14 protein-coding genes are annotated in these 12,788 nt (G+C 54.6%); 8 read left to right on the top strand and 6 right to left on the bottom strand.

What is annotated here, in order from left to right:
* Positions 1 to 28 precede the first annotated feature (28 nt).
* Both nfsA and F384_RS03955 read right to left on the bottom strand, forming a co-directional pair.
* Positions 29 to 751: an oxygen-insensitive NADPH nitroreductase gene (nfsA, locus tag F384_RS03960; protein WP_046477798.1), complete on the bottom strand. Its 723-nt coding sequence runs from the start codon at positions 749 to 751 to the stop codon at positions 29 to 31.
* Positions 735 to 1,022, bottom strand: coding sequence for a DUF1418 family protein (locus tag F384_RS03955; protein ID WP_046477796.1), 288 nt, complete (start codon positions 1,020 to 1,022; stop codon positions 735 to 737). The genes nfsA and F384_RS03955 overlap by 17 nt, the downstream gene beginning before the upstream one ends.
* 172 nt (positions 1,023 to 1,194) lie before the next feature.
* Here F384_RS03955 and F384_RS03950 point away from each other — a divergent pair, with 172 nt between their 5' ends.
* The gene (locus tag F384_RS03950; protein WP_046477794.1) at positions 1,195 to 1,458 is read left to right on the top strand and encodes a GrxA family glutaredoxin; all 264 of its coding nucleotides are present in this window, start codon (positions 1,195 to 1,197) and stop codon (positions 1,456 to 1,458) included.
* 54 nt (positions 1,459 to 1,512) lie between these two features.
* On the opposite strand, the gene F384_RS03945 is transcribed toward F384_RS03950, so the two are convergent.
* Positions 1,513 to 1,875, bottom strand: a complete 363-nt coding sequence (locus F384_RS03945; protein WP_046477792.1) for an inner membrane protein YbjM — start codon at positions 1,873 to 1,875, stop codon at positions 1,513 to 1,515.
* A gap of 267 nt (positions 1,876 to 2,142) precedes the next feature.
* On the opposite strand from F384_RS03945, the gene F384_RS03940 reads away from it, so the two are divergent.
* Together F384_RS03940 and F384_RS03935 are read left to right on the top strand one after the other, a co-directional pair.
* Positions 2,143 to 3,828: an aspartate:alanine antiporter gene (locus F384_RS03940; RefSeq protein ID WP_046477790.1), complete on the top strand. Its 1,686-nt coding sequence runs from the start codon at positions 2,143 to 2,145 to the stop codon at positions 3,826 to 3,828.
* Positions 3,829 to 4,070: 242 nt separating this feature from the next.
* Positions 4,071 to 4,868 carry an SDR family NAD(P)-dependent oxidoreductase gene (locus tag F384_RS03935; protein WP_046477789.1) on the top strand — a complete coding sequence of 266 codons (798 nt, stop codon included), beginning with the start codon at positions 4,071 to 4,073 and terminating at the stop codon, positions 4,866 to 4,868.
* Positions 4,869 to 4,875: 7 nt separating this feature from the next.
* Here the strand turns inward: F384_RS03935 and F384_RS03930 are convergent, their stop codons facing one another.
* Positions 4,876 to 5,412, bottom strand: a complete 537-nt coding sequence (locus F384_RS03930) for a TetR/AcrR family transcriptional regulator (RefSeq protein ID WP_046477787.1) — start codon at positions 5,410 to 5,412, stop codon at positions 4,876 to 4,878.
* A gap of 85 nt (positions 5,413 to 5,497) precedes the next feature.
* On the opposite strand from F384_RS03930, the gene F384_RS03925 reads away from it, so the two are divergent.
* Positions 5,498 to 6,706, top strand: coding sequence for an MFS transporter (locus tag F384_RS03925; protein ID WP_046477785.1), 1,209 nt, complete (start codon positions 5,498 to 5,500; stop codon positions 6,704 to 6,706).
* Entirely contained in the window at positions 6,707 to 7,519 is an 813-nt protein-coding gene (locus tag F384_RS03920; protein WP_046477783.1) for a Cof-type HAD-IIB family hydrolase, read from the top strand.
* Positions 7,520 to 7,620: 101 nt separating this feature from the next.
* On the opposite strand, the gene F384_RS03915 is transcribed toward F384_RS03920, so the two are convergent.
* Positions 7,621 to 8,853 (bottom strand): MFS transporter, encoded by a 1,233-nt coding sequence (locus F384_RS03915; protein WP_046477782.1) that lies wholly within the window; start codon positions 8,851 to 8,853, stop codon positions 7,621 to 7,623.
* Between the two features lie 294 nt (positions 8,854 to 9,147).
* Here F384_RS03915 and ybjG point away from each other — a divergent pair, with 294 nt between their 5' ends.
* Both ybjG and deoR read left to right on the top strand, forming a co-directional pair.
* Entirely contained in the window at positions 9,148 to 9,756 is a 609-nt protein-coding gene (gene ybjG, locus F384_RS03910) for an undecaprenyl-diphosphate phosphatase (RefSeq protein ID WP_046477779.1), read from the top strand.
* Positions 9,757 to 9,827: 71 nt separating this feature from the next.
* Positions 9,828 to 10,586, top strand: coding sequence for a DNA-binding transcriptional repressor DeoR (gene deoR / locus F384_RS03905; protein WP_046477778.1), 759 nt, complete (start codon positions 9,828 to 9,830; stop codon positions 10,584 to 10,586).
* A gap of 49 nt (positions 10,587 to 10,635) precedes the next feature.
* Here deoR and dacC read toward each other — a convergent pair whose 3' ends face one another.
* Entirely contained in the window at positions 10,636 to 11,838 is a 1,203-nt protein-coding gene (gene dacC / locus F384_RS03900; RefSeq protein ID WP_046497703.1) for a serine-type D-Ala-D-Ala carboxypeptidase, read from the bottom strand.
* A gap of 247 nt (positions 11,839 to 12,085) precedes the next feature.
* Here dacC and F384_RS03895 point away from each other — a divergent pair, with 247 nt between their 5' ends.
* On the top strand, positions 12,086 to 12,712 hold the full coding sequence (locus F384_RS03895) for a glutathione S-transferase family protein (protein WP_046477776.1): 627 nt from the start codon (positions 12,086 to 12,088) through the stop codon (positions 12,710 to 12,712).
* Positions 12,713 to 12,788 lie beyond the last annotated feature (76 nt).

Here is a 12,788-nt window from a genome sequence, read left to right as displayed (position 1 = left end):
CCGAGTATCATACACAGCGGCGGCGTTTTTAGCGCGTGGCCCAACCCTGTTTATGCAAATATTCCAGGATAAAGGGACGATTTTCCTTAATCAGCGTGCGGCGAATATGATCGCTCCAGGTGTCACGGCGAGTATTGCTGCCGCGGCTGAGATAATATTGCGCGAGCTGTTCGTCATAGTCTGCCAGCGCGTCCCTGTCGAGCGGCTGATAGTGGTTCTCGTGCATCACAATCGCCGCAGGCAGACGCGGCTTCAGATCCGGGTTATCGGCAGGACAGCCCAGGCACAGTCCAAACAGCGGCAATACGTGTTTTGGCAGCGCCAGCAATTCGGTGACGGACTCAATATTATTGCGCAGCCCGCCGATATAGACGCCGCCCAACCCCAGCGATTCCGCCGCCGTCAGCGCGTTTTGCGCCATCATCGCGGTGTCCACCACGCCCAGCAGCAACTGCTCTGCAAGACCTAACTGCGCTTCAGGGCAAATCTGTAGATGGCGATTGAAATCCGCGCAGAAAACCCAAAACTCGGCAGCCTGCGCAACGTGCTGCTGACCTCCGGTTAATGGCACCAGCGCGTCACGTAGCGCCGGATCCGTAATCCGAATGATAGACGTGCACTGCAAAAAACTGGAGCTGGACGTCGCCTGGGCGGCGGCCAGAATCGCCTCTCGCTGTTCAGGTGTGATCGGTTGATCGGTGAAATGGCGAATCGAACGATGCCGACGCAGAAGGTTAATGGTTGGAGTCATTCTTTTTTTCTCTGTCTGAATGGGAGGAATCGGCTGGGGGCTTCATCAACTGTGGCGCGAGCCGCTGGGCGACTTGCCAGGCAAACGCCAGCGCGGCGGGGATCATCAACAGTACGCCCAGAAAAAGCATGATGACGACCGCGAGCGAGGTGTTAAACGGTGCGGGCAGTGTCAGGTAGTGGTTCAGCGACAGCAAAGCCAGCGCCAGAAGCACCATCCCCACTATTTCCAGGATCAATACACTTTTCGGTAACGCGCCAGTCGTACGCACAGGAAGCCCTCTTTTGTGAGACATAGTGTAAGGCGTTCAGCGTGAATGTGTTTAACAGATATAGACTAAATGTATCGAAGTAAAAGGTGCAACCTACTGTTCAAGGCTGACAATTGGCGTCATCATAGCAGTCATTCGCCGTCAGGCTTTGAGTTCGAGGAGAGAGACTACAATGTTCACCGTTATTTTTGGTCGCCCGGGTTGCCCTTACTGTGTTCGCGCAAAAGAACTGGCAGAAAAACTGAGCAACGAGCACGAAGATTTCAACTATCGCTACATCGACATCCACGCGGAAGGTATCACCAAAGCGGATCTGGAAAAGACCGTTGGCAAACCGGTAGAGACCGTACCGCAGATTTTTGTTGATCAGAAACACATTGGCGGTTGCACCGATTTTGAAGCCTGGGCGAAAGAGAATATGAACCTGTTTGCTTAATCGCTGTAGCAGATGCAAAAACGCCCTCACTGGAGGGCGTTTGTCATCTTAACGCTACCGCGGTCTGAGCAGACTGCTGATGAACAGAAAGCACAAGGCTCCCAGCGCACACCAGAACACCGCGCTGAATAACCATGCCATCTCCTGCCAAAGCGAGCGGGTAGGCGTAAAGAAAAACCGCATGAGTAACAGGCAACAAGGCGCTGCAACCATCGCACCGAGAAGCGGTTTGACTATTTCCCGACGTTGAGAGCAGTAGCTGGCCACCGCGCCTGGCAACGTAAAAAACAGTAGCCCCATTTCTGGATGTCCGGTTGCCCGGAATGCGCCTTTCATGTTCATTGCCAATGCAAGGCAGACGACCACAAAGAGCACAAAGCAGCAGACTGCGCTTGCCCAACCATGTTTATATTTCAATCATTTCTCCTGACACTGTCTCTATCAAGCACACTTTTCGCCAATGGCGTCCAGTCAGATAAAGCCGTTCAGCATTCCGTGCTAAAATACGCCAACACGATTCTTATAGCCGTTGAAACGTAATGAGATTAAACTAGTCAAATATATTGCTGTGTTGCTTATATTCAGGGTATGGATATGTCACAATCCCCTTAATTGATAGCAAAAACAGTAGCCCAAATTACTATTTCTTTCAACAGCTTACTCGTAAACAAGAAGTTAGCCTCCGTGAATATAAACGTCGCCGATTTGTTAAATGGGAATTACATCCTGTTATTATTTGTTGTACTGGCTCTTGGCCTGTGTCTCGGTAAATTACGCCTGGGTTCTGTCCAACTGGGTAATTCCATTGGCGTTTTAGTCGTCTCTCTCTTATTAGGCCAACAGCATTTCACTATTAACACCGATGCACTGAATCTGGGCTTCATGCTGTTTATTTTTTGTGTCGGCGTCGAGGCGGGTCCTAACTTTTTTTCCATTTTTTTTCGGGATGGGAAGAATTACCTGATGCTGGCTCTGGTAATGGTCGGTAGCGCGCTGCTGATCGCCCTGGGGCTGGGTAAGCTATTTGGCTGGGACATCGGCCTGACGGCCGGTATGCTGGCAGGCTCAATGACGTCCACCCCGGTTCTGGTCGGTGCTGGCGATACGCTACGCCATTTCGGGATGGAAAGTGCGCAGCTTTCCCGGGCGCTGGATAACCTGAGTCTGGGCTATGCGCTGACTTACCTGATCGGTCTGGTCAGTCTGATTGTCGGCGCACGCTATCTGCCTAAATTACAGCATCAGGATCTGCAAACCAGCGCCCAGCAGATTGCCCGTGAACGCGGTCTGGATACCGACACAAACCGGAAGGTGTACCTGCCGGTCATTCGCGCTTACCGCGTTGGCCCTGAACTGGTAGCCTGGACCGACGGGAAAAATCTGCGTGAGCTGGGCATTTACCGCGCGACCGGTTGCTACATTGAACGCATCCGCCGCAACGGTATTCTGGCAAACCCGGACGGCGATGCGGTATTGCAAATGGGCGATGAGATCGCACTCGTCGGCTATCCGGATGCCCACGCCCGTCTCGATCCCAGCTTTCGTAACGGCAAAGAGGTTTTCGATCGCGACCTGCTCGACATGCGCATCGTCACGGAAGAGATCGTGGTGAAAAACCACAATGCGGTGGGACGCCGTCTTGCCCAACTGAAGCTCACCGACCACGGCTGCTTCCTGAACCGCGTGATTCGTTCGCAGATTGAAATGCCAATTGATGACAATGTGGTACTCAACAAAGGCGACGTATTGCAGGTTAGCGGCGACGCGCGTCGCGTGAAAACCATCGCAGATCGTATCGGCTTTATCTCGATTCACAGCCAGGTGACCGATCTGCTGGCCTTCTGTGCATTCTTCATTATTGGTCTGATGATCGGCATGATCACCTTCCAGTTCAGTAACTTCAGTTTCGGCATTGGTAACGCGGCTGGATTGCTGTTCGCCGGGATCATGCTGGGCTTCCTGCGAGCCAACCATCCCACGTTTGGTTACATCCCGCAGGGCGCGTTGAATATGGTAAAAGAGTTCGGCCTGATGGTCTTTATGGCAGGTGTTGGCCTGAGCGCGGGCAGCGGCATCGGTCATGGTCTGGGGGCGATCGGCGGTCAAATGCTGATTGCCGGTCTGGTCGTCAGCCTGGTGCCGGTGATCATTTGCTTCCTGTTCGGTGCCTATGTGCTGCGCATGAACCGGGCGCTCCTTTTTGGTGCCATGATGGGAGCACGTACCTGTGCGCCAGCGATGGAAATCATCAGCGATACCGCGCGCAGCAACATCCCGGCACTCGGTTACGCAGGCACCTACGCAATAGCCAACGTGCTGCTGACGCTGGCAGGGACACTCATCATCATCATCTGGCCTGGCTTAGGATAAAACTGAAGTTGCCCCTTAAGTGAAAATTTTTTGCAGATATGTAGAACTTTTCTTCAAGGCGTCAGTCATAACTATTGCCACTGCTTTTCTTTGATGTCCCCAATTTGTGGAGCCCATCAACCCCGCCGTTTTGGTTCAAGGTTGATGGGTTTTTTGTTGCCTGAAGTTCCCCCACCGTCCTTGCGCCCTGTCATTCATCACCCATACTTCCTCTATTATCGGCCTGTGAAGGTGAATGCCTTATGTTGCTTAAAAACAAAGTCGCGGTGATTTTTGGCGGTAGCGGCGCTATCGGTAGCGCCGTGGCGCGGAATATGGCGCGTGAAGGGGCGAGGGTCTGTCTGGTCGCTCGCCGTCAGGAAAAACTGGATCGCGTGGCGCACGAGATTCGTGCCGCAGCAGGAACGGTCGATACTGTCCTCATTGATGTTCTCGACGAGCAATCGATGATGACGCAGGTAGCGGAACTGGCAAGCAGGAGCGGAGGTTTCGATATTGTCGTCAATGCCACCGGTTTTATGCACGACCAGGGTAAGGAGGTCGCGGAATTAACCCTGGACGAATTTATGCAAGGGATCCGCCCCTTCCTCACCGCTCAGTTCACTATCGCAAAAGCCGTAGCGCCCCATATGGGGGAAGAACGCACAGGTGTGATTCTCAGCGTCGTCGCGCCTGCAGGTGCGATGGCGATCGCGGGTCATTCAGGACACGTGGTGGGCTGTGCAGGGACAGAAGCGTTTGTTAAAGCCCTGGCGGCTGAACTCGCCCCCAGAAATATCCGCGTCATCGGTATTCGTTCCCACGCGATCGTCGATGCCGTTAAGGCTGGGTCTTATACCGGGGAAATTTTTGCCGCAAAGGCGCAGGAAATGGGATTAACAACAGAAGAATGGCTGGGAGGGGCAGCGCAAAGCACAATGCTCAAACGCCTGCCCACGCTTGCGGACATCGCCGCGCTCATGACCTTTCTGGCCTCGGATAGCGCCAGCGTCATGACGGCAACCATCGTGAATATCACCGCTGGCGCCACGACAGGATAACGGCGCCTCACCCGGCGATGCGTTTAACCATCAGTAAGATCTCTTCACGCGTCATTGGCGTCGGGTCGGTCACAAAATGCAGCGTCATCCCTTCAATAAAGGCGTCCAGCGCACGCGCGGTGCTGGGTTCGAACCACCGGGAGAGCGTTTGCTGGCTGCGCTGCATCCAGTTTTGCATCACCGTTTTTAACGCGGGTTTGCGATTGGCAAAGGCGTACAGTTGATACATCAGTTCCATATTATCCGGCGTGGTAACCTGAGAGCTGTAGATCATGTCGGCGATCGCGTGGCACGCCCCCTCTTCGTCCGGAACCTGCGTAAAAAAGTCCTGATACTGCACGGACATCGTCTGCGTAAACTGCGTGAACGCCTCGGTCAGCAACTCTTCGATGCCGGAAAAATAGTAGGTCAGCGATCCCAGTGGCACGCCGGCCAGCGCAGCGATTTTTCGGTGCGTCACAGCATGAATGCCATGCACTTTCACTGCTTCCAGCGTCGCGGCAACGATTTTTTCTCGCCGCTGCGGATCGTTAGCACGTCGCACATTTACTCCTCTCAACGGGTTTGTGTACAAATGTACACAAGCTTGCTAATGTTGTCTTCTTCTCTTTATCTGCCGATCTGGAATTATGACTGTCATCGCTTCACGCAAAGCCCTGCAACGCCGAACCTGGGCGCTTTTTATGTTCTTCTTTTTACCCGGTCTGCTTATGGCCTCCTGGGCCACGCGTACGCCTGCCATTCGCGACACGCTCTCGGTTTCGACGGCGGAAATGGGGGCAGTGCTGTTTGGCCTCTCGATTGGTTCGATGAGCGGCATCCTTTGTTCGGCCTGGCTGGTGAAACGATTTGGCACGCGAAAAGTGATTCGCACCACCATGTCCTGCGCGATTGTGGGGATGCTGGTGTTGAGTCTGGCGCTATGGTTGACCTCACCGCTGTTGTTTGCGCTGGGTTTAGGCGTGTTCGGCGCCAGTTTTGGCTCTGCGGAAGTGGCGATTAATATTGAAGGGGCGGCCGTCGAATGTGAGATGAACAAAACCGTGCTGCCGATGATGCATGGATTTTACAGCTTCGGCACGCTGGCGGGCGCGGGCGTCGGAATGGCGCTGACGGCATTTGGCGTCGCGGCAACCACTCATATTGTGCTGGCCTCTCTGGTGGCGATTGCGCCGGTTTTTATTGCGATCAAAGCCATTCCCGACGGGACAGGCAAAAACGCCAGCGACGGTTCTCATCACCAGGAAAAAGGCGTTCCCTTCTGGCGCGATATTCAGTTGCTGCTGATTGGCGTTGTGGTGCTGGCGATGGCGTTTGCTGAAGGCTCCGCCAACGACTGGTTACCGCTGTTGATGGTGGACGGTCACGGGTTCAGCCCCACCTCAGGTTCACTGATTTACGCGGGCTTCACGCTCGGGATGACCGTCGGGCGCTTTACCGGCGGCTGGTTTATTGACCGCTACAGTCGCGTGGCGGTGGTGCGCGCCAGCGCCCTGATGGGTGCGCTTGGCATCGGTCTGATTATTTTCGTCGACAGCGCCTGGGTGGCGGGCGTTTCCGTAGTACTGTGGGGCCTGGGGGCATCGCTCGGCTTCCCGTTAACGATTTCAGCGGCCAGCGACACGGGGCCGGATGCGCCGACGCGCGTCAGCGTTGTGGCAACCACCGGCTATCTGGCATTTCTCGTTGGCCCTCCGCTGCTGGGCTACCTCGGCGAGCACTACGGTTTACGTAGCGCCATGCTGGTGGTGCTGGCGCTGGTGCTGCTGGCTGCCGTTGTCGCCAGAGCCGTCGCCAAACCAAATTCAACTACGCAAACTGCGATGGAGAAGGGATAAATGGGTATTAAGTTAATTGCAGTCGATATGGATGGCACCTTTCTGAGCGATCAAAAGACCTATAATCGCGAACGTTTTCTGGCGCAGTATCAGCAGATGAAAACGCAGGGTATTCGCTTTGCGGTCGCCAGCGGCAACCAGTATTACCAGCTCATCTCTTTCTTTCCCGAGATAGCCCATGAGATCGCCTTTGTCGCCGAAAACGGCGGTTGGGTGGTGAGCGAAGGTCAGGATATCTTCAATGGCGATCTGGCGAAGTCCGATTTTACCGCCATTGTCGATCATCTGTTGACCCGCGCCGATGTTGAAATCATCGCCTGCGGTAAGAACAGTGCGTATACCCTGAAAACGTACAACGACGAGATGAAAGCCACCGCGGGTATGTACTATCACCGCCTCGAGTTCGTGGATGACTTCGACAATATCAATGATGTGTTTTTCAAATTTGGCCTCAACATCTCTGACGACCGGATCCCGGAAGTTCAGCAAGCGCTACATGAGGCCATTGGCGATATCATGGTGCCCGTACATACCGGCTATGGCAGTATCGATCTCATTATTCCCGGCGTACACAAAGCAAACGGTCTGCGCCTGCTCCAGCAGCGTTGGGGGATTGATGATAACGACGTAGTGGTGTTTGGTGACGGCGGCAACGATCTTGAAATGCTGCGTCAGGCAGGATTTAGTTTTGCAATGGAAAATGCGGCGGATGTGGTGGCGAAAGCGGCGAAATACCGCGCAGGCTCGAACAACAAAGAAGGTGTCCTGGACATCATTGATTGTGTCCTGAACAACGAAGCGCCGTTTAATTAACGCCTGCTAAGTCTAAAATAGCGTCATTCACCAGGCCGGATAAGGTGTTTACACCGCCATCCGGCTTTATTGCCTGACAGCGGTGCGCAATGCGGGCGCTATTACCCTTCCCGCGTATTTCCGACCTGTTTATCTTTCAGGAAGATAAACATCAGCAGCAGCCACAGAATACCGTTTGCCAGATTAAACAGGCTGAACAGGCCGTTCCCTCCGCCCAGATAAGCATATTTGCTCAGCTCAATCCCGACGGTAAAGATCAGCATTTGCAGCATCCCCATCGCCGCAGAAACCGTGCCTTTACTCATGTCGCTGGCGAACAGCGTGAGGCGCACCAGTCCGGCGTTTGCCACGCCAATGCCGAAGGCGTAAACGCTCAATCCTGCCGTCATCCACAGATAGGCGTGAGACGCGACCACCGTTGCCGCAGCGGCAACTATCAGCCCAAGCACAATCGGCCAGCCGCCCATGATGATGAGCGAACGCACCGTACGTCGCGCGGTCAGGCGCGCCAGCACCAGGTTCCCGGCGATCAGCGCACCAAAAATCGGTACCTGTAGCAGCCCATACTCGTAGCTACTGAGTTGCTCGCCGCTGATGATAATAATCGGCGACTGGGCAATCCAGGCCAGCAGCGGCAGGCTGACAAATCCCAGCGCCAGTGCGCCAGCGACAAAACGACCATTTTTCAGCACCAGCTTGTAATCGCTGCCCAGCGCCTTCAGGGACAGCGGTTCGCCGATCCGCGTGGCGGTCTCTGGCATCGCACGCTGCAGGCCAAAGAAGGCGATCGCCGCCAGTGCGGCGAACAGCACAAACATGCCCTCCCACGGCAGGACATGCACCCAGGCTGCCCCCACCAGGGGGCCCAGCAGTGGCGCTATCAACGCGACGTTCGCCATCAGCGCCGTGATTTTGATACACACCGCCTCTTCAAAGGACTCCTGGATCGCCGCATAACCTACCGCGCCAATAAAGCACAAGCTGATCCCCTGCAAAAAACGCAGCAGCGTAAATTGTTCAATGCTCTGCGCCAACAGCGTCGCCAGGCAGGTCACAATAAACCACACCACGCCCGCTAACATCACCGGACGGCGGCCAATGCGATCCGACAACGGCCCTAGCAACCATTGCAGAAACATGCCCCCGGCCAGATAGGCGGTCATGGAGGTGGGTACCCAGTCGATCCCTGCCTGATATTGTTCCACCACCGCCAGCATGCCGGGTTGGATCATATCGTTGCCAATGTAGGTGGAAAATTCGTAGAGCACCAGACAGAGAGGGAAAAGCAGCGCCTGACGTCCAAGACGGGCACCTTGTTGTAAACGGTTTTGCATGCAATCTCTTCGACAATAAAAAATCGCGCAAAGTGTAATGAAAGCGCCTCATCTGAGATAGTGAATTATGCGTGGTAAAGGAAAAATGCGCACATTTTTACCTGTTCATGAAAACCCGCGCCCTTTGTTTAAGGTTAATCTAAGTTAATGCGGTTACTCTGGGGTAAATCGCAAGCGGTGTCTGAAACACCTTTACTTTACAGGTAAATAAGACAATCCCTCTTTACCCCGTGGACAGACACTTTTATTCTCGGCCTGCCTGGATATTCATTAAACGTACTGAGTCTGGATCCTATGCTGGAAAATATTAACTATTCACTGTTCTACTTGATCAATGCCACGCCGGACTCGGCATCGTGGATGATTTCTCTCGCCATTTTTATCGCCAAAGATCTGATCAACATCGTCCCGCTGTTAGCCATTGTCCTCTGGCTGTGGGGCCCGCGCGAACAGGTTGGCGCACAGCGGCAGCTGATCGTCAAAATGGCGATGGCGCTGGCGGTCAGCCTGCTGGTGTCCTGGGTAATGGGACACCTGTTCCCGCACGATCGCCCGTTTGCCGATCACATTGGCTACAATTATCTCCAGCATGCGGCGGATGACTCGTTCCCCAGCGATCACGGCACGGTGATATTCACCTTCGCGCTGGCGTTTTTGTTCTGGCATCGTCTCTGGTCCGGCGTCTTGCTGATGGCGCTGGCCGTCACTATCGCCTGGTCCCGGGTCTATCTCGGCGTGCACTGGCCGCTCGACATGCTCGGCGGACTGCTGGCCGGGATGATTGGCTGCCTGAGCGCGCAGATTTTCTGGCAAACATTCGGCCCGGCCCTCTACCGTGGCCTGCAACATGGTTACCGCATCTGCTTCGCCCTGCCGATTCGTAAAGGCTGGGTGCGTGACTAAACGAAGGAAAAAAGAGTAATATTAGGCACTCTGTAGCGGACAGAGCGCCTATTTATTCATCCAGGGGAATTATGGAAACACGTCGCGAAGAGCGTATTGGTCAATTGCTGCAGGCGCTGAAACGCAGCGATAAGCTCCATCTTAAGGAAGCCGCGACCCTGCTGGGCGTCTCTGAAATGACCATTCGTCGCGACCTGAATAACAACAGCGCGCCGGTGGTGCTGTTAGGTGGCTATATTGTGCTGGAACCCCGCAGCGCCAGCCACTATCTGCTCAGCGATCAAAAGTCTCGTCTGGTGGAAGAAAAGCGTCTCGCGGCGCAACTGGCGGCAAGCCTGGTGCAGCCGCATCAGACGCTGTTTTTTGACTGCGGCACCACCACGCCGTGGATAATCGAAGCGATTGACAATGACATCCCGTTTACCGCCGTCTGCTATTCCCTGAATACGTTTCTGGCGTTGCAGGAAAAACCGCTGTGCCGGGCGATCCTCTCGGGCGGCGAATTCCACGCCAGTAATGCGATTTTCAAACCGCTGGATGCCCGGGAAACGTTAAACACGATCTGTCCGGATATCGCCTTCTACTCGGCGGCGGGCATCCACGTCAGTAAAGGGGCGACCTGCTTTAATCTGGAAGAGTTGCCGGTGAAACACTGGGCGATGTCGATGGCCCAGTACCATGTGCTGGTGGTCGATCACAGCAAATTCGGTAAGGTCCGTCCGGCGCGGATGGGAGATTTAAAGCACTTTGACGCGGTGATCAGCGACTGTTGTCCTGACGATGAATTTGTCAGCTTTGCCAAAGCACAGCGGATCACGCTGATGTACTAATTGTCGCTTGCCGGACAGGCGTCAGCGCTATCCGGCAATCTACAAACGTTTAAGAGAACCAGCCACCGAACCACTGATGGAATTTCATCAGCACGAAATCCCACATCCGGCCAAAGAATCCGCCCTCTTCTACCGCTTCCATCACGATCAGCGGACGCTGCTCAATCGACTTGCCGTTCAACTGGAAGTCAATGGTCCCAACCACCTGGCCTTTTTTCAGCGGCGCGGTGAGTTGCGGTTCGGTCAGCGTAAAGCTGGCTTTCAGGTTTTTCAACTGACCACGCGGAATGGTCACAGAACCAGCCTCGCCCGCCCCCAGGTTCACCTCACTCTTGTCACCAAACCAGACGCGCTGGGTCACAAAGGTGGCATCCGGTTTGATAGGCGTCACGGTCTCAAAGAAGCGGAAGCCCCAGGTCAGCAGCTTTTCTGATTCATTAAAACGGATACGGTCGGTTTTGGTGCCTAACACCACCGAAATCAGCCGCATATCGCCCTGGGTGGCCGACGCGACCAGATTGTATCCGGCTCCCGCCGTGGTGCCGGTTTTCATGCCATCAACGTTCAGGCTGGAGCTCCAGAGCAGACGGTTACGGTTGGGCTGGCGAATCTTGTTGAAGGTGAACTCTTTCTCTTTATGGATAGCATACTCTTCCGGCACATCGTGGATCAGCGCTTTACCCAGCAGCGCCATATCGCGCGCGGTGCTGAACTGACCCGGCGCATCCAGACCATGTACCGTCTGGAAGGTGGTGTTTGTCAGCCCGAGCTTTTTCGCATAGCCGTTCATCAAACCGATAAATGACTCCTGGCTGCCCGCAACAAAGTCTGCAAGCGCGATACAGGCGTCGTTGCCGGACTGAATAATGACCCCTTTATTGAGATCGGAAACCGCCACCTGATCGCCAGGTTTCAGGAACATAACCGAGGAGCCGCGCAGCGCCGGGTTCCCCGTCGCCCAGGCGTCTTTGCCTATCGTCACCATGTCGGTCAGTTTTATTTTCCCCGCTTTTAGCGCCTGTCCCACCACATAACTGGTCATGATTTTCGTCAGACTGGCGGGATCCAGTTTCTCATCGGCATTGCCTTCTGCCAGCACTTTACCGCTGGAGTAATCCATTAAAATCCACGCGCGCGCATCGACGCCCGGCGCGTCAATCGTCTGTTCCGCCGCCATCACCGTTGGCGCGAAGAGAAATAAAAGTGCTGAACCCGCTGCGAAATTACGAAGGGAAGAAACGTATTGCGTCATAAATGCCACCCGAGTATCCATTCAAAAAATATACGTCATACCACCGTATGATAAGTGCGGTGAGTAATAACGCACTAAGAAGCGTAAGGGAACCGTAAGTTGGTAAAGTTTTTAAAGTTTATGCAATAACCTCCCGCGATGCCGCAACGGAGAGGAATTTTTTGTTGGCTGTTGCGTAAATGTTGGGTTTATCTCACCATGTGGAGTGAACGCAGCCCTGAGGCTGTCCATTTTTTGAGGGGTAATTATGATTACGCTGTGGGGCAGGAATAACTCAACCAACGTCAAGAAAGTGTTGTGGACGCTCGAAGAACTGGAATTGCCGTTTAACCATATCCTGGCGGGCGGTCAGTTTGGCCTGAACCACGACGCCGACTATCTGGCGATGAACCCGAACGGTCTGGTGCCTTTGCTGCGTGATGATGAAACCGACCTGCTGCTGTGGGAATCCAACGCTATCGTACGTTATCTGGCTGCACAGTATGGACAAAAACGTCTGTGGGTCGAGTCTCCGGCGCGTCGGGCGGAAGGCGAAAAATGGATGGACTGGGCGAATCAAACCTTAAGTCCGGCGCACCGCGTGGTGCTTTTTGGTTTAGTGAGAACGCCGCCGGAACAGCGCGATCGCGCCGCCATTGAGGCGGGGGCGAAACGCTGCGACGAGCTGTTTGCGATCCTTGATGCCGCACTGGCCAACCAGCCCTGGTTTTCAGGCAACGAGTTTGGCACCGGTGATATCGCCGTCGCGCCGTTCGTCTACAACCTGTACAACGTGGGGCTGACGTGGACGCCGCGTCAGCATCTTGAGCGCTGGTACCAGCAACTCAGCGAGCGTCCGGCGTTTCGTAAAACGGTCATGATCGCGGTCAGCTAAGTCCTTACGGCGCGCGGCCTGTTGCCGTGCGCCTGTTTCCTGCTAAAAACCATCACTCGCCCCTATCATTTTTTTC

The sequence above is a fragment of the Citrobacter amalonaticus Y19 genome (genome assembly GCF_000981805.1).
GTDB lineage: Bacteria > Pseudomonadota > Gammaproteobacteria > Enterobacterales > Enterobacteriaceae > Citrobacter_A > Citrobacter_A amalonaticus_C.
This window is presented reverse-complemented; position numbering and strand designations above follow the sequence as displayed.